Source organism: Tabrizicola sp., from assembly GCF_016793705.1.
In the GTDB taxonomy this organism is placed as follows: Bacteria; Pseudomonadota; Alphaproteobacteria; order Rhodobacterales; family Rhodobacteraceae; genus Tabrizicola.
On sequence record NZ_JAEULO010000043.1, the window covers coordinates 36654 to 55432 of the forward strand.

Sequence of the window (18779 nt, forward strand, 5' to 3'; positions counted from 1 at the left end):
CCTATCCCGCCTTCCGCTTCGGCGCCTTCGAAACAGGCTGCCGGCCCTTCGCCGCCTTCGCGCTTTCGCGCAGCGCCGCCATAAGGTCGACCACCTTTTCGCGCTGTGGCTCTTTCCGGCGCGGCGGCGGGCGGCCTTCCAGCTTGGCCTTCACCAGATCGGCCAGGGCGGCATCGTAGCGGTCGTCGAAGGAGGAGGGATCGAAGTCGCCCAGCTTGGTGCCGATTATATGCTCGGCCAGGTCCAGCATCTCGCCCTGGATCTCGATCTTCGGAATGTCGGCGAAGGCCTTCTCGGCCGAGCGGACCTGGTAGTCGAAGTTCAGGGTGTTGGCGATGAAGCCTGCCCCCTGCGGCCGGATCAGCAGCGTGCGGAGACGGCGGAAAAGCACGGTGCGGGCGAGCGCCGCGACCTGCTTGCGCTCCATCCCCTCGCGCAAGAGCGCGAAGGCCTCGACCGAGGCGGGATCGGCGGGGGCAAGGTAATAGGGCCGGTCGAAGTAGAGCGTATCGATCTCGGCGCAGGACAGGAAGCTTTCGATGGGCAGGCTCTTGTCGGAGTCGGGGATGGTGGCGGCGATTTCCCCGGCCTCCAGAAGCACGTAGTCACCGCTGTCGACCTCGTAGCCCATGGCCTCGTCCTCGTCCGCCACGGGTTTGCCGGTTTCGGAATCGACCATCTCGTTGCGCAGCCGGTTGCCGGTGCGGCGGTTGACCATGTACAGGGCGACGCGGTCGGAGGTGGCGGCCGCAGTATAGAGCTTCACGCCGAAGGCGATCTCGCCCAGGCGCATCCGGCCCTTCCAGCTTGCCCGTGGCGCCATCTGCCCGTCTCCATTCCCGACCGCAAAGCACGCGGGTCCGACGGAGTCGTGAACCGCCGGGTGTGCGGTTCGGTTCCCTTGCCATTCGCCGATCTGGGCTGATTGCCGCCGGCGTGTGGCCGCAGAGCCACTTGGGGCGGAACCGCATCTGCCGCCCGGCATTGACCCCGGCATGCCCGATGGAGAGGCCCGATGTCCGACGACGTGCTAAGCCATATCCCCGCCCTGCGCCTCTTTGCCCGGTCGCTCACGGGGCGCTACGGTGATGCGGATGATCTGGTGCAGGACACCCTTGTCCGCGCGATTGCCAGCGCCGCCTCCTATTCCGCGGGGACCAACATGCGGGCCTGGTTGTTCACCATCATGCGCAACTGCTTCTACAACAACCGCGTGAAGCTGAACCGCGAACAGCCGGGGGCCGAGACCTGCGTCTCCGACACTCCATCGACGCCTGACAGCCAGTACTGGCACCTGCGCGGCCGCGAGGTCGAGGCGGCGCTGATGGCGCTGCCGCAGGCCTACCGCGAGGCGGTGATGCTGGTGCTGGTTACGGGCGAAAGCTACCAGTCCGCCGCGGACATTCTGGAGGTGGACATCGGCACGATCAAAAGCCGGATCAGCCGGGGACGGAAGCTGCTTCAGGTCGCGCTCGGCGAAGAGGTCTGAGGCCTTGGAACATTCCCCGGCGCGGTGGGTTTGTGGCAGCGAAGCCCCGCAAAACCACAGGAGACGAAGATGAAGACCAAGACCCTCGAAGTGCTGTTCCACGAGACGCTGAAGGACATCTACTACGCCGAGCGGAAGATCCTGCGCGCGTTGCCGAAAATGGCGCGCGGGGCGCAGTCCCCGGAACTGCGCGCGGCCTTCGAGAAGCACGAAGAGGAAACCCAGGGCCATGTCGAGCGCCTCCAGCAGGTCTTCGATCTGATCGGCAAACCGGCGCGCGGCAAGACCTGTCCGGCCATCGACGGCATCATCGAAGAGGGCGAAGAGGCGCTTCAGGCCTTCGCTGACACCCCGGCGCTTGATGCCAGCCTTGTCGCCGCGGCCCAGGCGGTCGAGCATTACGAGATCGCCCGCTACGGCACCCTATGCCGCTGGGCGCAGGTCATGGGCCTGAAGGACGCCGCGAAGCTTCTGGAGCAGACCCTGCAAGAGGAAAGCATGACCGACGAGGTGCTGACCCGGATCGCGGACGGGTCGGTCAACCAGACGGCGCTGCAAGCGGCCTGACCTCCGGCTGCGCTCTGGAGTTGCTCCCTTTCCACAAGGCGCAGTCGGCGGGCGGTTCCGCTTCCCCCGGAGCCGCCCGTTTCCCGTTTCACCGAGGTGACCGATGCCTGGCCAAGATATGAACATTCACCAGGCCCACCTGCCAATGAGCGGCTTCATCAGCCGGAATGGCATCTCGTCAACCAGCGCCGGCAGCAGATTGACCCGGCGGGACAACAACACCCGTCCCGACAGCAACCGCAGGCGGCCGGGCGGCGGCGTCCAAAGGATAGAACCAGGCCAGAAGGATCCGACATCGTGACCGATCATCCCAAGCCCCCCTTTCCCGAACAGACCCAGGACGCCCCTGGCAGCTTTGCCCCGATGCAGCCCCGCCCCGATCATGGCGAGACGACCTGGGTCGGCGCCGGACGCCTGCAAGGCCGCGTCGCGCTGATCACCGGGGCGGACAGCGGCATCGGCCGCGCCGTCGCCATCGCCTTCGCGCGGGAAGGGGCGGACATCGCGCTCTGCTTCCTGAACGAAACCGAAGACGCCGCCGATACCGCGAGGCTGATTGAGGACGAAGGCCAGAGCTGCGTGAAGATAGCGGCCGACCTGTCCGACTCCGCCGAATGCCGCCGCGTCGTGCAGGAGGCCGTCAATACCTGGGGCCGGATCGACATCCTGGTGAACAACGCCGCGCATCAGACCGTCTGCGAAAGCTTCGAGGATCTCTCGGCGGCGGAATGGGACAAGACCTTTGCCATCAACATCGACGCGGTCTTCCACCTGTCGCAGGCCGCCGTGCCGCACATGGGCGCCGGAAGCTCGATCATCAACACCGCTTCGATCAATGCCGACAAGCCGAACCCCACGCTTCTGGCCTATGCCACGACGAAGGGTGCGATCCAGAATTTCACCGCAGGCCTCGCCCAGCTTCTGGCAGACCGCGAGATCCGCGTGAATTGCGTGGCCCCCGGCCCGGTCTGGACCCCGCTGATCCCGTCCAGCATGACTGGCGAGAAGGTGGCGAAGTTTGGCCAGGACAGCCCGATGAAACGCCCAGCTCAGCCCGTCGAGCTGGCCTCGGCCTATGTGATGCTTGCCGAGCCGATGTCCAGTTATGTCTCCGGCGCGACCATCGCCGTCACCGGTGGCGCGCCGATGCTTTGACGCATCGGAACAATCGACGCGCTTCCCGGTTGAGCTGTCTGCACGTCCCTTGCGACAGAAAGGACTTCTACCATGACCGATCTACCCCCAAGGACAACGCCTGGTACCGATGGCCGCCGCGTCCCGGAGACGCGCTATTCGCAATCCAGCATGTGGATCGTCCTGCTGATTCTTGCGGCAGTCATCATTGCCGCGGTGGTCTTCAGCATGAACCGCTCCGGCAGCGTGGTCGACCAGACGGTGATCGAACCAGCCGCCGATACTCCCGCCGTCACCGAAACGGCCCCCGCGACCGGTGCCGGGACGGGCACCGAACCAGCGCCGATGCCGGAGAGCGGGGAAACCGCGCCAGCCACTCCGGCTCCGGCCACCGATACGACCGCGCCGTAACTCCCGCCTGACAATCGCGCAAAGGCCGCCCCATTGCCCGGGACGGCCTTTGTCCGTGGTTTCTCCGCTGCGTGCGCCCTTAGGCATGACGTTGAACCTGGCGTCAGAGATCGACCTCGCCGCGTGTCCCGAGATCGGGTGACTGTTTGCGAACGGCGCCCTTGACCAAGCTCGCAAGCCCGGCCAAGAGACCGGGGCCATCCCAGATGTCGACATGGCCGGGGTCTATGACCAGTGTCACCACGTCATGCGCCTCCGGACCGTTCGGCCAGAAGACCTCGGCCCCCGGATTCCACAGATCCTTGACCAGCTCCTTGTCCGGATTCACCGTCGCGCGGCCCTGCAAGGCCAGATGGTCGCCCTTGCCCTGGTAGGACAGGAAGACCGAGGCCTCGGCCTCTATCTCTCGTGCTGCAGAGGAGTTCGCTTCGGTCAGGATGTAGATGACACCTTTGTCCAGCGCGGGAATGGTCGACATCGGTCGACCTCGCAGCCCTTCTGCCGAGCCGGTCACCAGCATGGCGATGTCGATCGCCTTCAGCATCTCCCATACCCTTTCGGCAGGAATTGTCTGCACTGGCGAGGGATTCGGCGTGTCGGGGTGGTCTGAAACAAGGGCCATTGAACTGTCCTTTGCTGTGCCACCGCAGCGGCAGTGAATCGCCCAGTCAAACGTCCGGTAGCGGGTTTCGGTTCCCGGCTCGTTGCCGACCCCGTCTTGTATGTCACGTGATCATTTCAGCCCGGCTCGTCTGAGACCCTTGCGCGGGGAAGGGTTCGATCCATCAGCGTTGAGGGATGTTTTCACGAAGGATGATCCGTGGCTCGATGTTCTTCAGCAGAAGATGCGGGGCGGTGGTGGCGATCGCTCCCAAAAGGCGGATGACCGCTTGTTCGCCCACCAGCTGCACATTCTGGTCGATGACCACATCGATCACTCCGTCTGCAAGCCAGGCATGGGTGCGGTCGGTCAAGTCGTGCATGACGACAACAGGGCGGCGCGGGGGCCGGACCTCCTCCAGCGCGGCGACGATCCCCGTGCGTCCGGCGCCCACGCAATAGACGCCCGCAAGGTCTGGGGTGCCGCGCAAGAGCTGGGTCATCGCCACGCGGGTACGGTCACTGCGCTCGCCTGTCTCGATGGGAGGCAACAAGGACAGCGAGGGGAAATCGCGTTCCAGGACGGCGCGAAATCCGGTCTCGCGGCCCTGATGGCCATCATAGGCGCGCGACCCCATGAAAAGCCCGATGGCTCCGCCAGCGCTGCCTGCCATACGCCCCATCAGCAGCGCCGCCGTGCGTCCCGCGACGGTGTTGTCGACGCCCACGTAGGCCGAGCGGCCCGAGTCCGGGACGTCGGAGGCAATCGTCACGACCCGCACTCCGGCCTCGCAGACGCGGCGGATCGCTTCACGCGATCTTGGGTGGTCGGCGGCGACGAGACCGATGCCGCTGGTGCGCAGGCCAACCGTTTCCAGCGCGGGCAGCAGGGATTCCGGCCCGAACCCGTCCAGCGTGCGAATATTGCACGAGGCGACCAGCGGGACCGTCGCCGCAAAGCGCCGGATGCCGTTGACCAGTTCGCCCATGAAGCCGTTCTGCACCATCGGAATGAAGAATTCGAGATGCACGGGACGCGACGGCAGCGTGACCATTCCCTCGACGGGAAGGTAGCCAAGGTCGCGCGCCGCCTGCATCACACGATGGCGATTGGCCGCGGCCACTCCGGCGCGACCGTTCAGCACCCGGTCGACCGTCGCGGTCGAAACCCCGGCGCGTCTGGCGATGTCGACGATGGTGGACCGGCCCATGCGCGGCAGCCTAGAGCCGGATGGGCGGGCTGTCACGGCATTGCTGATGGAATCTGATGTGAACTGCGGTTGCGGCAATCTGTCGCATCGCCCAAGCTGACCCCATCCGGCGTGGCCTCGTTCAGACGGGCCGCACCGGAAAGCGGCTGCTTCAGGAGGGATGCAGGCCGACTGCCCGACCAGAGCAAGAACGAGACTGCGACGCGAATTTCGCTGCGGCCCCGATGGGTGGCAAGCTGTCGTGCCGCTGAGAGAACGACCGGCCTGGCCGGAAACCGGGTCAGACGACCCAAGGGTCACAAGGAGGAAACCCACGATGATCAAGACGTTGCTTGGCGCCGCCGCTGCGCTTGCCCTGACCGCCGGTCTCGCCGCGGCCGAGGGCAAGACCTTTTACTGGGTGTCGCATGGCGGCCCGGCCGACCCGGTCTGGACCTATTTCCTGCAAGGCGCCGAGGCCTATGCCAAGACCTCCGGCAACACCGTCAACACCTCCTTCCACTCGGGCGATGTCCCGAGCCAGCAGGAAGCCGTGCGCGCGGCCATCGCGGCAGGGGCCGACGGCATCTGCTCGACCAGCCCCGACCCGGGCTCGATGGTCGATGTGGTGGCCGAGGCCCGGGCTGCGGGTATCCCGATCATCAACTTCAACACCTCGGATTCTGCGCCGAACTGGAATGCCTATGTGGGCGGCGACCTGAAGGCCGTGGGCAAGGCCTGGGCGCAGTATCTGGTGGATCATGAGCTGGTGAAGGCTGGCGACTTCGTCTGGATGCCGGTCGAAGTACCGGGCGCCTCCTACGGCGTTGAGGAGGAAGCCGGGATCAAGGAGGTCTTCGAGCCTCTGGGCATCACCTGGGAAGTCACCGACGCGACGCTGGACCAGGCCGAGGTGATCACCCGGATGACCGACTACGTCACCGCCAACCGCGACAAGATCAAGGCGATGATCGGCCTTGGCGACATGGTGACCGGATCGGTCAAGCGGGTCTGGGATCAGGCGGGCGTGCAGCCCGGTGAAATCCCGGTGGTCGGCTGGGGCAACTCGCTCGACACCACGCAAGAGGTGATGGACGGCTATGTAAATGCCGGCATGTGGCAGGATCCGCAGGCCACATCGTATCTCTGCCTTTCGGCGCTGCAGATGGAAGGCGACGGCATTCCGCTTGGCTTCAACATCATCACTGGCGCGCTCTACGAAAAGGATACGGCGCCGGTCTATTCCAAGATCATGGGCGGCAACTGACGCAGGGTTCCTGCACAGTCGGACCGTGACCTTGCCGAAACCGCCCGCAGCGATTGCGGGCGGCCCCGGCATCCCTTTCCCCGAGGAACCAGAATGTCCAACCCGTCAACGGTTTCAGCCGTCCATCCCGCCGAGCCGGGTATCCTGAAGCGCTTCATCGCCAAGCCGGAGTTCGGGCCGCTTGTGCTTCTGGTGGCGATGGTTGTCGTCTTCACCGCGATCAACCCGACGTTCATGTCACTGAACAACATCGGCAACGCCCTGACCTTCACCGTCGAGCTGGGGCTGATCGCGCTGGCGATGACGCTTCTGATGACGGCGGGCGAATTCGACCTGTCGGTTGGGTCGGTCTTCGGATTTGCGCCGGTGGTGATGTGGGCCTTCTTCAACGCCGGGCTGATGCCCCTGCCCGCAGCCTTTCTGGTGGCCATGCTGATCGCGCTGGGGATCGGGCTTTTCTCCGGCCTCTTCGTCACCCGGCTGGGCATTCCGTCCTTCCTCGTTACGCTGGGGATGCTGCTGGTCGTGCGCGGCGCGGCCCTTTGGCTGACCTCGGGCTTCCCGCAGCGCACCTGGGACGCGGGCGACCAGTGGCTTGCCAAGCTTCTGGTCGGTGACTTCTACGTGGGCGGTCTGCGCATCTACATGAGCCTGATCTGGTTCATCGTCCTGGCGGTGATCTTCCACTACGTCCTGACCCGCACCAGGTTCGGCAACTGGACCCAGGCGACGGGCGGCAATCCTGGTGCTGCGCGCAACCGGGGCGTGCCGATCCAGCGGGTCAAGGTGATCCTGTTCATGCTCTCCTCGGCCATGGCGGCGCTGGCCGGGATCATCTCGTCCATCCGGGTCTCGGCGGCGAACCCGAACTCCGGCACCGGCTACGAGCTGGAGGTCATCGCCATGGTGGTGATCGGCGGCACGGTGCTGACCGGCGGGCGCGGCACGATCATCGGCACGGTTCTGGGGGTGCTGATCCTGAGGCTGATGCGCAATGGCATCGTCCTGATCGGGGTTCCCGGGCTGGCCTACAACATCTTCATCGGTGCGATCATCCTGGGGATGATGGCGCTTCATGCCGCGCTGGAACGCCGGCACAACGCGGGGACCTGAGCATGAGCGACGAATCTCTTGTCGAGATGCGGCATATCGAAAAGTCCTATGGCCGCGTCCATGCCTTGCGCGACGTGAACCTGACGATCCGGAGGGGCGAGATCGTCGGCCTTCTGGGCGACAACGGCGCCGGGAAATCCACGCTGATCAAGGTGCTTTCGGGTGCGGTGCCCTATACGTCGGGTGAGATCCGCATCAAGGGCAAGCCGGTCAGGATGACCTCGACCAACGATGCCATTGCTGCGGGGATCGAGACGATCTACCAGGATTCGGCGCTGGTGCCTCAGCTTTCCATCGCGCGGAACCTGTTCTTGGGGCGCGAGCTGACCTCGGGCCATCTGGGGCGACTGGACCTCGACCGGATGAATGAGGTCGCGGCGGACCTGTTGAAGCGGGTGGGCATCTCGAAGAACATCCCGCCCACCACGCCCATCGGCTCGCTGTCGGGTGGCGAGCGGCAGGCGGTGGCCATCGCCCGCGCAATGTATTTCGACAGCGACCTGATCATCCTGGACGAGCCGACCAACAACCTGGGTGTGGCCGAGACCCAGGGCGTCCTCCGCTTCGTCCGCGAGGCGCGGGACACCGGGCATTCCTGCATCTTCATCGCCCACAACATCCACCACGTCTTCCAGGTGGTGGACCGCATGGTGGTGATGCGGCGGGGGACGGTCGTGGCGGATGACCTGAGCCCGAAAACCTCTTCGATCCAGGATGTCGAGGACGTGATCACCGGGGACCATATCCTCGTCTGAGATTGCTTTGATTGGCCGAGGTGGTCCGCCAGCGGAAAGGAGAAGACATGCGCGCGCTCTACGATCCTGCTCCCCGCGCGACGGACGAGATCTTCTCGCCCGAAGAGCTTGCCGTTCTGCGGTCGCGCTACGAGGTGACGGAGTGGCAGGGCGAGGATCGGGAGGCCTTCTATGCAGAGCACTTGCCGAAGACCGAAATCCTGATCTCGCAGCAGCCGATGGAGTCGGGGCGGCTGGCAATGGCGCCGAAGCTGCGGGCGATCTTCAACGTCGAGACAAACTTCCTGCCGAACGTGGACTATGCCGAATGCTTCCGGCGCGGCATCCACGTCCTTGCCCCCGGCGCGGTCTTCGCCGCCCCGGTGGCCGAGATGGCGCTTGGCATGGCGCTGTCGCTGGCGCGGAACATTCACGGCGAACACGCGGCCTTCCTGACGGGGCAGGAGAAGTGGTTGTTCGAGGGCAACAAGCAGTCCGAGCTTCTGGCAGGATCAACGGTCGGGATCATCGGCTTTGGTGATCTGGGCCGGTCGCTTTACCGCCTGCTCGCGCCCTTCGGCTGCCGGGTGCAGGTGTTCGACCCCTGGCTGCCGCACGGTCATCTGAAGCGGCTTGGGGTGGAGCCGGTCGGCTTCGATGCACTGATGGCGGGCAACCGCTTCGTCTTCGTCATGGCCACGATCACCACCGACAATGCCGGGATGATCGACTCACGGGCGCTGGGCCTGATGCAGCCCGGCGCAATGCTTCTGCTGATGTCACGCGCGGCAGCGGCCGATTTCGGTGCGTTGGCCGAAGCGGCTGCCTCGGGGCGCATCCGGGTGGCGACGGACGTCTTCCCGGTCGAGCCGCTGCCCAAGGACGACCCGATCCGGGCCGTGCCGAATATGCTCTTTTCGCCCCACCGGGCCGGGGCGCTGACCTTCGCCCTGCGCGAGATCGGGACGCGGGTGCTGGAGGACATGGACCTCATCGCCCGCGGCCTGCCGCCGGTCGCCTGCCGCCGTGCCGAGCCCGAGACGGTGGCCCGCATGCGCTCGATGCCCGTCGCCGCCACGCCAGACGAAAAGGGCTGAGGCGATGGCGGAGCTGTTCGGCGAATCCCTGACGCGGGACGACATCCGGAGGCGGTCGGGCCAGCTTGCGGCCTATGGTGGCGTGCGATTGATGGAGCTGGCCGATGGCACCGAGCGCGGCATCCGGCTGCTGGAGTTCCGCACCGGGGCGGGCCTGCGCTTCACGGTGCTGGTCGACCGTGCGATGGATATTGCCGAGGTGGATTGGCGCGGTGCCTCGCTGGGCTGGCACGGGCCTTCGGGGCTGCGGTCGGCGGCCCTGCACGAACCGGAAGGCGAAGGCGGCTTCGGCTGGGCGCGCAGCTTCACCGGCTTCCTTGTTACCTGCGGGCTGGACCATATCCTTGGCCCGGAAGAGGTGGAGGCCAGCCATTACGGCTATCCTGGTATCCGGACCAAGCGGCACGGGCTGCATGGCCGGATCGCCAACATCCCGGCCCGGCTGACCGGCTATGGCGAAAGATGGGACGGCGACCGCTGCATCCTCTGGGCCGAGGGCGTCGTGCGGCAGGCGACGACCTTCGGCGAATACCTCGTTCTGACCCGGCGGATCGAGGCAGAGCTGGATGGCAGCGAAATCCGGCTGACGGATCGTGTGACAAACGAAGGCTTTGCGCCGACACCGCATATGTTCTTTTACCACGTCAACCTCGGCGCGCCGCTCTTGGCCGAGGGCGCGCGCTATGTTGCGCCGATTGCCGATGTGGTCTGGGCCGCCCATGCGGCGCGCTATCGCGACCAGGGCACCGGCTATGCGGTGGTCCCGGCCCCGCAGGACCGGTTCGTGGAGCAGGTCTGGCAGCACGAAACCGCGCCGGACGCGGGGGGCGAGGTGCCGGTGGCGCTGATGAACGACCGGCTGGGGCTGGGCCTTCAGGTCACGACCCGCAAGGACCAACTGCCCTGCCTGTACGAATGGCAGCATTTCCAGGCCGGGGCCTACGGCTTTGGCATCGAACCCTCGACCCACCATGTCCTTGGAGACAACGCCGCGCGAGAGCGAGGAGAGATGACCTGGCTGAAAGCGGGCGAGGAGCGCCGCTACGACGCCCGTTTCACCGTTCTGGACGGAGCGGCGACGCTGGGCAAGGCCGAGGCCCGCATCCGCGCCATCATCGGGCAGCCCGACGATCCTTATCCCACCCCATCGGGCAATTTCCGCCCGCTGACCGTTCCTGCGACGATCCGATGACCGGAGACACCCATGCCAACTGACCAGACTCTTGCCGACCGGCCCGAACCCCTTGTCGAGCGGCGCGACTATTCGCTGACCGGGCCAAGCGCGGCGCTGGCGATCGAACGGGGGCTAGCCTCGGCCGAATGGTATCATTCCGATGTGCCGCGCAAGGTAATGAAAGAGTTGATGCAGCGCCGCGACGGACCGGCGATCCGCGACACGCTGATCTGGCTGGGTCTTCTGGCCCTGACGGCTGCGGGCGGCATATATTTCTGGGGCAGCTGGTGGTGCGTGCCGTTCTGGGCAGTCTATGGCGTGCTGTACGGATCAGCCTGCGACAGCCGCTGGCACGAATGCGGCCATGGCACCGCCTTCCGCACGCCCTGGATGAACGATGCGGTCTACCAGATCGCCAGCTTCATGGTGATGCGCAACCCGGTGTCCTGGCGCTGGAGCCACGCCCGCCACCACACCGACACGATCATCGTCGGCCGCGATGCCGAGATCGCCTTCATGCATCCGGCCTCGATCCTGCTGAACATCCTGCATTTCATCGGGATTGTGGACATCTGGCAGTGGATGAAGGTGCTGGTCCGCAACGCCGCAGGCCACCTCACCCCGGACGAGCGCGACTACATCCCCGAGGCCGAAGTCGGCAAGGCGATCTTCTGGGCCCGGGTGCATGTGGCCATCTATGCCCTGACCCTGGCGGCGGCGATCTACTGGCGCACGATCCTGCCCTTCATGCTGATCGGCGGGCCGCGTATCTATGGCGCGTGGCACATGTTCATGACGGGCATGATCCAGCATGGCGGGCTGGCAGAGGATGTGCTCGACCACCGGCTGAACAGCCGCACCTGCCTGATGAACCCGGTCAGCCGCTGGATCTACTGGAATATGAACTACCATGTGGAGCATCATATGTTCCCGATGGTGCCTTACCATGCGCTGCCGCGCCTGCATGAGGTCATCAGGAACGACCTGCCTGCGCCGACCCGCTCGATCCCGGCGGCCTTTGCCGAGATGGTGCCCGCGATCCTGCGCCAGCGGCGCGAGAAGGGATATTTCCTGAAAAAGACCCTGCCGCCGACCGCGCGCGCCTACCGCGAGGAGCTGCACCAGACCATCCCCCACCGTGACGGACTGAAGGAGTGACCGCGATGCAATGGGTTTCCGCCTGCGCCCTGGACGACATCGACCCCGAGGACCTGGTCCGCTTCGACCACGGCGGCAGGACCTATGCGATCTACCGCGATGAGGATGGCGCTGTCTTCGCCACCGATGGGCTTTGCACGCATGAGCAGGTGCATCTCTGCGACGGGCTGGTGATGGGCGACGAGATCGAATGCCCCAAGCACAACGGTCGCTTCAACTACAAGACCGGCGAGGCCGAACGACTGCCTTGCGTGACCACGCTCAGGACCCATCCGGCGCGTGTGGTGGGCGAGATGATCGAGATCGGGCTGGAGGACTGACATGGCACGTACCCGCCCGACCGTTGCCGACCTGCGCGCCTGGAAGGGCAAGCGGCAGCTGACCATGCTGCGCCTCTTCACCCTCGACGAGGCCGCCGCCGCCGAAGAGGCCGGGATCGACCTGGTCTCGATTCCGCCGGATCTCGTGCTGGATCCGGAATACCGCAAGGTTGCACCCACGCTCTTCTCGATGTCGGGCATGGATCACCTTGGTGCGGGCACGCGGGAGGATTACCTGCGGCTTTGCGGCAAGCTGCTCTCCGCCGGGGCCGACGCGATGTATTGCTCGGCCAGCATCGACACCGTGCGCTATCTGGCGTCCGAGCATATCCCGGTGGTCGGCCATGTCGGCCTTGTCCCCAGCCGCGCCACCTGGACCGGCGGCTTCCGCGCTGTGGGCAAGACGGCGGATCAGGCGCTGGCGCTTTATAGGGAATGTCTGGCCTATGAGGCAGCCGGTGCGTTCGCGGTCGAGATCGAGGTCGTGCCCGAAGAAGTCGCAACCGAAATCAGCCACCGGATGAAGCAACTGCTTCTGTGGTCGATGGGGTCCGGGGCAGGCTGCGATGCGCAATACCTGTTTGCCATGGATATCCTGGGTGAGCATCGGGGAAAGATGCCCCGTCACTCCAAAGTTTACCGCGACTTTGCGGCGGAGTACGACCGCCTCCAGCGCGAGAGGGTGGCGGCCTTCACCGAATTCCGCACGGATGTTGAGACCGGCCGCTTCCCGGAGGCCCGCTTCACGCTGCACATGGTGCCCGAGGAACTGGCAAGGTTCAGTTCGGCGCTGGAGCAAGAGGGTATCGGGGCGGAAAGCACCGGCGAAACCTGACTCTTGCGTCGCGGGAGAGACGACCTTCTCGTCCGCATATCCGATGCTCAGCTGCGTCGCATATGGCTTCTGTCGGCTCAGGCCGCGACCAGCCGCAATATCGTATCGATGTTGAAGTGGAGCCGCTCCTCCAGCGCCTCCTTGGTCATGAGGTCGCGCTCGAACACGATGGATCCGGTGAAACGGTTCGTCAGATAGTAATAGCCGATGGCGGCGACCGTGATGTTCAACTGCACCGGGTCGACGCCCTTGCGGAAGACGCCCGCGGCAACACCGCGTTCGAGGATCGACTGAACCATCGAGACGAATCGGCGGCTGTAGTCCTTCACCGTTTCCGACTTCTTCAGATGCTTGGCGCGGTGCAGGTTCTCGCTGTTCACCAGTGTGATGAATTCCGGGTTCTTCAGGTAATAGTCCCAGGTGAATCGGACCAGGCGTTCCAGGGCCTCGCGCGGGTCCAGATGGTCGAGATTCAGCTTCTGCTCCGCGATGCGGATATCGAGATAAGCGTTTTCCAGCACGGTCTGGAACAAGCGTTCTTTCGAATCGAAGTAGTGATAGATCATCCGTTTGTTTGCGCGCGCCTTCTCGGCGATCACGTCCACCCGCGCGCCGCCCAGGCCGCTCTTTGCAAATTCGCGCTTCGCGGCCTCCAGGATGCGGGCCTTTGTCGCCTCTGCATCCCGGATGCGCGGTTTCTGGGCAGGCTTCGCCTTCCCTTGGGCTGTGTTCTCACTGGCGTCCATCAATCCACTCCCAGGGCATCGGTTTTTGCCGCCTGCGGCGCTGATCCCCTGCCTGCGACCAAAGCCCGCACTGTTGCAGGTTGCAACAAACATCTTGACTCGGGGGTCAGCTGTCAAGTAACCAGTTAGTGCATTAACGGAGAGGCGTGCGCTGATGACGCAGGTGTCCGCCCCCGCCGAAGGCAGGGCCACGCTTCCGTGGCATTGGAGTGGAAAAAGGGAGGGAATCCATGTCCACGTTCATCAAGGACTTCGTCGAACGCGAGAAGATCAACCGTCGGAACTTCCTGTTCGCCTCGGCTGCCGGCCTGACGGCCACGGCAGTTCCGGGCATCCTCGGTCGCGGCGCGGCGTTTGCCGACGCGGGTGGCTGGTCGCTGGCCTGGAGCTATCGTGACCGAGCCTCGGCCTACTGGAACGCCATCGTTTCGGGTGGTGAGGCCTATGTCGAGAGCCTTGGCTTGACCAAGGAAGACATGACGAACCTGATCAACGAGGGGTCGTCCGAAAAGTCGCTCGCCGACATCAAGGCCTTCCTTGCCAAGAATGCCGGCAAGGGCGCCATTGCCAGCGATCCGAACGACAGCCCGAACGCACGTCCGGTCGTGGAGGCGGTGCGGGACGCTGGCGGCTATGTCTCGACGATCTGGAACAAGACCGATGACCTGCATCCCTGGGACATCGGCGACAACTATGTCGCGCACCTGTCCTGGTCGGGCGAAAAGCCCTCGGAGGACGCCGCGCGCCTGCTGTTCGAGAAGATGGGTGGAGAAGGCGGCGTCGTCCATCTGGGCGGCATTCCGGCCAACATCCCGGCGGTCGAGCGCCTGAACGGCCTGAAGAACGCTCTGAAGGATTTCCCGAACATCGAGCTTCTGGACGAACAGTCCGCCGACTGGGACACCAACAAGGCCGCCGAGCTGATGTCGAGCTACCTGACCCGCTATGGCGACAAGATCAAGGGCGTGCACTGCGCCAACGACAACATGGCCTACGGGGTCATCGAGGCGCTGAAGGCGGAAGGTATTACCGGCATGCCGATCACCGCCTTCGACGGCAACCCGGAAGCGGTGGATCTGGTGATGAAGGGCGAGCTTCTGGCTACCGTCTTCACCAACCCGCATTGGGGTGGCGGCATCGCGCTGGCCCTGGCGCACCAGGCCGCCATCGGGGCCTTCAAGCCCTCGGAGGAGCCCAACGAGCATCGCGAGTTCTATGGGCCGTCGATCCTTGTCACTCAGGCAGATGCCGAAGAGTTCAAGAAGACCTACCTGGACGCGACCCCGACCTATGACTGGACTGATCGTTGGGGCCTGTCGGCGGGCGGTATTGTCTACAAGTAAGGCCTGACCAACGGGGAACCGGGCGCAAGTCCGGTCCCCCAGCCTTTTGCCCCTGCGGGGCTGTCGCCAAGGGAGGGTGGCGTGACACGATTTCTGACCCGGGAAGCCGCCATCCGCTGGGCGCCCCTGCTGGTGCTGATCGCGCTGGTGATCCTGTTCACGGCGATCAATCCGGATTTCTTCGCGCAGCGGAACTTTGCCCGCATTGCGATTGCCGCGGCGCCCGCCCTGATGGTGGCGATCGGCGTGACCTTCATCATCGTCATGGGCTCGATCGACCTGTCGATGGAGGGCGCGGTTTCGCTGACGGCGGTGCTGTTCTGCTTCGCCTTCCTGTGGCTGGGGGGCACGTTGGCGGCAGGGGGGTGGCTGGCCATCCCGCTTGCCCTGATCGTCGGAGGACTGATCGGGCTGATCAACGGGCTCGTTCATGTCAAGCTGCGCATCCCCTCCTTCATGGCAAGCCTGGCAATGGGGTTTGTCGGGACGGGTGCCGCCGTGCTGATCACCGGCGGCGATATCGTGCGGATCGAGGACGACACTTTCCGGGCGCTTCTGACCTGGCGCATCGCGGGCTTTCCGCTGATGGTCTATGTCGTGGTCATTCTGGCCTTCCTGGCCTGGTTCATCCAGAACCACACCACGCTGGGTCGGAACTTCTATGCCGTGGGTGGCGGCGAGGAGCTTGCCCACGCCTCGGGGCTGAACGTTCGGCGGGTTCGGATCACCGGTTTCGTGCTCGCGGGCGTGTTCTATGCCATCGCCGGGATGCTGCAGGTCGCCAAGCTGGGCCAGGCGGAATCGGTCACTGGCGCGAATTTCATGTTCATCTCGATCACCTCGGTCGTGGTCGGGGGTGTCGCGCTCTGGGGTGGCATCGGCGGGGTCTGGAACACGGTCGTCGGCGTGCTGATCGTGAACGTCATCAACAACGGCATGGTCGTGATCGGACTGCCCGACTATGTGCAGGACGGCATGCTGGGGCTTCTGGTGATCCTGGCAGTGGTCCTCTCGACCGACCGGCGCAACATCAGCTTCGTGAAATAGGGGGGCGGGCGATGTACGAACTCAAGGCGGTCGACAAGAAGTTTCCCGGTGTCCATGCGCTGAAGGCAGTGGATTTCCAGGTCAAGCGCGGTGAGATCGTCGGCCTTGTCGGCGAGAACGGTGCCGGCAAGTCCACCCTGATGAAGGTGATCTACGGCGCCTATCAGCCCGACGGCGGCACCATTACCATCGACGGCAAGACCGTGCGCTTCCAGAACCCGCGTCAGGCGATGGAAAAGGGCATCGGCATGGTGTTCCAGGAACAGTCGCTGATTTCCAACCTGACGGTCATGGAGAACATCTTCCTGGGTTATGAAGCGCAGTTCGTGCGTCTGGGCGTGATCAACTGGAAGGCCATGGCCGAGGCTGCGCGAAAGCAACTGGCCAAGGTGAAGCTCGACATCGATCCGGCCACGGTGACGGCCAGCCTGTCCTTTGCGCAGCGCCAGCTGGTCGAGTTGGCCAAGGTGCTCACGCTTGAGGAGCGGGTCGACGGCGACCTGGTCATCCTTCTGGACGAGCCCACCAGTGTTCTGGCCGAGGACGAGGTCAAGATGCTGTTCCGCATCGTTCGCGACCTGACGGCACGGGCGAGCTTCATCTTTGTCAGTCACCGCATGGACGAGGTGATGGAGCTTTCCGACCGAATCTATGTGATGAAAGACGGGGCGGTGGTCGATGTGGTCAACCGGGGCGGCGCCACGGTCGAGCAGATCCAGCACAAGATGGTGGGCCGCAACGTCGACCGGGAATATTACCGTGAGCAGCGCCAGAAACCCTATGATGACAGCCGCCAGCTGGTGAAGCTGGAGGACGTTGGCCTGCCGGGTCGGATCAGCGACATCTCGCTGACCCTGCATCCGGGCGAGGTATTGTGTCTGGTTGGTACCGAAGGCTCGGGCCGCGAGGCGATCCTGCGCACGATCTACGGGATGCGGACCCCCGTGACCGGGCATGTCACGATGAAGGGCGCGCGGATCGAACGCTTCACCCCGCAGGCGGCGGTCGCGAAGGGCGTCGGCTATGTCCCGCGCGAACGCAAGGTCGAGGGCATCGTCGCGGGGATGAACGTTTACGAGAACATGACGCTGTCGCAGATGGGTCATTTCTCGAACGCCGGCGTTCTGCGTGTCGGCGAAGAGCGCAAGCTGGCGCGCGACTGGATCGGAAAGCTGTCGATCAAGGCGCATTCCGAATACGCCGATTGTGGCAACCTTTCAGGCGGGAACCAGCAGAAGGTGGTACTGGCAAAGTGGCGATCCGGCGGGTCGGACATCATGCTTCTGGATCACCCGACGCGCGGCCTCGACATCGGCGCCAAGGAAGACGTCTACGAGATGATCCGCGACATGTGCGACGACGGAGTGGGTGTCATCCTGGTCGCCGACACGCTGGAAGAGGCGATCGGGCTTTCTCACACGATCATCGTCCTCAAGGACGGCCGCATCCAGAAACGCTTTGACTGCGAGCCGGGCAAGAAGCCTTCGCTTTACGATCTCCTGCACGCGATGATCTGAGGGACAGAGATGGATATCCAGCGACTGAAACCGCATTTTCCCTGGATCACCTTGCTGGTCCTGGTGATCTTCGTCGGCCTGAATGACCCGAACTTCCTGAAACCGGCCAACCTTCTGTCTCTGGCTGGGGATATCGTGCCCCTGTTCATCATGGCGCTTGGCCTGACCTTCGCAATCTACATCGGCGGGATCGACCTGTCGGCTCAGTCTATGGCGAACATGATCACGGTTGTTGCCTCCGTCTATCTCGCGTCGCTGGGGATCTGGGTCGCGCTTTTGTGCGTGGCGATCGGCTTTGCCCTCGGGATGCTGTCAGGCTTCATCACCACCCGACTGTTCGTGCCTTCCTTCATCTCGACGCTGGCTGTCGGCGGGCTGTGCTTTTCGATGGCGCAGTGGCTGTCGGGCAATCGCGCGCTGAACATGGATGCCGCCGAACGCGATGCGCTGTTCGGCTGGATGATCGGCCGCACCGGTATCATTCCGAACGAACTGTTCCTGGCGGTGGCCTTGCTGGCAATCTGCCTCTTCATCGAACGGCGCACCACGCTCGGCCGCGCCTTGAAGGCGGTGGGCGCGGGCGAGCTTGCGGCAGCGGCCTCGGGCGTGAACGTGGCCCGCTTCAAGATGCTGGCCTTCGCGATTTCGGGCGCGCTGGCTGCGGTGGCAGGGCTTCTGTTCGCGGTCAAGCTGTCCGGTGGGGCGCCGACGATTGCCAACGGCTTCCTGTTGCCTGCCATCGTCGCGGTTCTGGTCGGTGGCACGCCGCTGACCGGCGGCGTGGGCGGGGTGCTGAACACCGCCATAGGTACGCTGATCGTGGCGGTGATCCGGGCCTCGATGCTGTATTTCGGGGTCGAGGCAACGCAGCAGCAGATGGTCTTCGGACTTGTGCTGATCGCGGCCATCGCGCTGACGATGGATCGGTCCAAGCTGCGGACAGTCAAGTAACACAAGGCAGGCGAGCAGCGGACAAGACGTCGCAGGCGGCGGCTCTTCGTTGACATTTTGTAACCAAACAGTTACTTAATGCGCAT

General features: G+C 64.5%; 21 protein-coding genes. 16 read left to right on the top strand and 5 right to left on the bottom strand.

The features are described from left to right. Position 1 precedes the first annotated feature (1 nt). Positions 2 to 823, bottom strand: coding sequence for a Ku protein (locus JNJ68_RS12405; protein WP_294982691.1), 822 nt, complete (start codon positions 821 to 823; stop codon positions 2 to 4). Positions 824 to 1015: 192 nt separating this feature from the next. Between JNJ68_RS12405 and JNJ68_RS12410 the strand changes: the two genes are divergently transcribed. Next, the gene (locus tag JNJ68_RS12410) at positions 1016 to 1489 is read left to right on the top strand and encodes a sigma-70 family RNA polymerase sigma factor (protein ID WP_294982692.1); all 474 of its coding nucleotides are present in this window, start codon (positions 1016 to 1018) and stop codon (positions 1487 to 1489) included. Positions 1490 to 1558: 69 nt separating this feature from the next. Beyond that, complete coding sequence (locus JNJ68_RS12415) at positions 1559 to 2056, top strand: ferritin-like domain-containing protein (protein WP_294982693.1); 498 nt, start codon at positions 1559 to 1561, stop codon at positions 2054 to 2056. 126 nt (positions 2057 to 2182) lie between these two features. Here JNJ68_RS12415 and JNJ68_RS12420 read toward each other — a convergent pair whose 3' ends face one another. Continuing rightward, a complete protein-coding gene (locus tag JNJ68_RS12420; RefSeq protein WP_294982694.1) occupies positions 2183 to 2365 on the bottom strand; it encodes a hypothetical protein in 183 nt (60 codons plus the stop codon). Between JNJ68_RS12420 and JNJ68_RS12425 the strand changes: the two genes are divergently transcribed. After that, positions 2354 to 3211 carry an SDR family oxidoreductase gene (locus JNJ68_RS12425; protein WP_294982695.1) on the top strand — a complete coding sequence of 286 codons (858 nt, stop codon included), beginning with the start codon at positions 2354 to 2356 and terminating at the stop codon, positions 3209 to 3211. The genes JNJ68_RS12420 and JNJ68_RS12425 overlap by 12 nt on opposite strands. Before the next feature lie 72 nt (positions 3212 to 3283). Next, entirely contained in the window at positions 3284 to 3601 is a 318-nt protein-coding gene (locus JNJ68_RS12430) for a hypothetical protein (RefSeq protein ID WP_294982696.1), read from the top strand. Positions 3602 to 3704: 103 nt separating this feature from the next. Here JNJ68_RS12430 and JNJ68_RS12435 read toward each other — a convergent pair whose 3' ends face one another. Further along, positions 3705 to 4223 carry a pyridoxamine 5'-phosphate oxidase family protein gene (locus tag JNJ68_RS12435; RefSeq protein ID WP_294982697.1) on the bottom strand — a complete coding sequence of 173 codons (519 nt, stop codon included), beginning with the start codon at positions 4221 to 4223 and terminating at the stop codon, positions 3705 to 3707. A 163-nt stretch (positions 4224 to 4386) separates the two neighbouring features. Next, positions 4387 to 5412 (bottom strand): LacI family DNA-binding transcriptional regulator, encoded by a 1026-nt coding sequence (locus JNJ68_RS12440; protein ID WP_294982698.1) that lies wholly within the window; start codon positions 5410 to 5412, stop codon positions 4387 to 4389. 316 nt (positions 5413 to 5728) lie between these two features. Here JNJ68_RS12440 and JNJ68_RS12445 point away from each other — a divergent pair, with 316 nt between their 5' ends. From JNJ68_RS12445 to JNJ68_RS12480, 8 genes are all read left to right on the top strand, one after another. Next, entirely contained in the window at positions 5729 to 6658 is a 930-nt protein-coding gene (locus tag JNJ68_RS12445) for a substrate-binding domain-containing protein (protein ID WP_294982699.1), read from the top strand. A gap of 93 nt (positions 6659 to 6751) precedes the next feature. After that, positions 6752 to 7771, top strand: a complete 1020-nt coding sequence (locus JNJ68_RS12450) for an ABC transporter permease (protein WP_294982700.1) — start codon at positions 6752 to 6754, stop codon at positions 7769 to 7771. Between the two features lie 2 nt (positions 7772 to 7773). After that, positions 7774 to 8526: an ATP-binding cassette domain-containing protein gene (locus tag JNJ68_RS12455; RefSeq protein WP_294982701.1), complete on the top strand. Its 753-nt coding sequence runs from the start codon at positions 7774 to 7776 to the stop codon at positions 8524 to 8526. A gap of 47 nt (positions 8527 to 8573) precedes the next feature. After that, entirely contained in the window at positions 8574 to 9602 is a 1029-nt protein-coding gene (locus tag JNJ68_RS12460; RefSeq protein WP_294982702.1) for a hydroxyacid dehydrogenase, read from the top strand. A 4-nt stretch (positions 9603 to 9606) separates the two neighbouring features. After that, positions 9607 to 10794, top strand: a complete 1188-nt coding sequence (locus JNJ68_RS12465) for an aldose 1-epimerase family protein (RefSeq protein WP_294982703.1) — start codon at positions 9607 to 9609, stop codon at positions 10792 to 10794. 12 nt (positions 10795 to 10806) lie between these two features. Beyond that, on the top strand, positions 10807 to 11934 hold the full coding sequence (locus JNJ68_RS12470) for a fatty acid desaturase family protein (RefSeq protein ID WP_294982704.1): 1128 nt from the start codon (positions 10807 to 10809) through the stop codon (positions 11932 to 11934). Positions 11935 to 11939: 5 nt separating this feature from the next. Next, the gene (locus JNJ68_RS12475) at positions 11940 to 12254 is read left to right on the top strand and encodes a MocE family 2Fe-2S type ferredoxin (RefSeq protein ID WP_294982705.1); all 315 of its coding nucleotides are present in this window, start codon (positions 11940 to 11942) and stop codon (positions 12252 to 12254) included. Position 12255: 1 nt separating this feature from the next. After that, positions 12256 to 13089 carry a 3-methyl-2-oxobutanoate hydroxymethyltransferase gene (locus tag JNJ68_RS12480; RefSeq protein ID WP_294982706.1) on the top strand — a complete coding sequence of 278 codons (834 nt, stop codon included), beginning with the start codon at positions 12256 to 12258 and terminating at the stop codon, positions 13087 to 13089. A 77-nt stretch (positions 13090 to 13166) separates the two neighbouring features. On the opposite strand, the gene JNJ68_RS12485 is transcribed toward JNJ68_RS12480, so the two are convergent. Further along, complete coding sequence (locus JNJ68_RS12485; protein ID WP_294982707.1) at positions 13167 to 13928, bottom strand: TetR family transcriptional regulator; 762 nt, start codon at positions 13926 to 13928, stop codon at positions 13167 to 13169. A 137-nt stretch (positions 13929 to 14065) separates the two neighbouring features. Between JNJ68_RS12485 and JNJ68_RS12490 the strand changes: the two genes are divergently transcribed. From JNJ68_RS12490 to JNJ68_RS12505, 4 genes are all read left to right on the top strand, one after another. After that, positions 14066 to 15178 carry a sugar ABC transporter substrate-binding protein gene (locus JNJ68_RS12490; RefSeq protein WP_294982708.1) on the top strand — a complete coding sequence of 371 codons (1113 nt, stop codon included), beginning with the start codon at positions 14066 to 14068 and terminating at the stop codon, positions 15176 to 15178. An 81-nt stretch (positions 15179 to 15259) separates the two neighbouring features. Continuing rightward, complete coding sequence (locus JNJ68_RS12495) at positions 15260 to 16225, top strand: ABC transporter permease (protein ID WP_294982709.1); 966 nt, start codon at positions 15260 to 15262, stop codon at positions 16223 to 16225. Between the two features lie 11 nt (positions 16226 to 16236). Beyond that, positions 16237 to 17742, top strand: coding sequence for a sugar ABC transporter ATP-binding protein (locus tag JNJ68_RS12500; protein WP_294982710.1), 1506 nt, complete (start codon positions 16237 to 16239; stop codon positions 17740 to 17742). A gap of 9 nt (positions 17743 to 17751) precedes the next feature. Beyond that, positions 17752 to 18693, top strand: coding sequence for an ABC transporter permease (locus tag JNJ68_RS12505; RefSeq protein ID WP_294982711.1), 942 nt, complete (start codon positions 17752 to 17754; stop codon positions 18691 to 18693). Positions 18694 to 18779 lie beyond the last annotated feature (86 nt).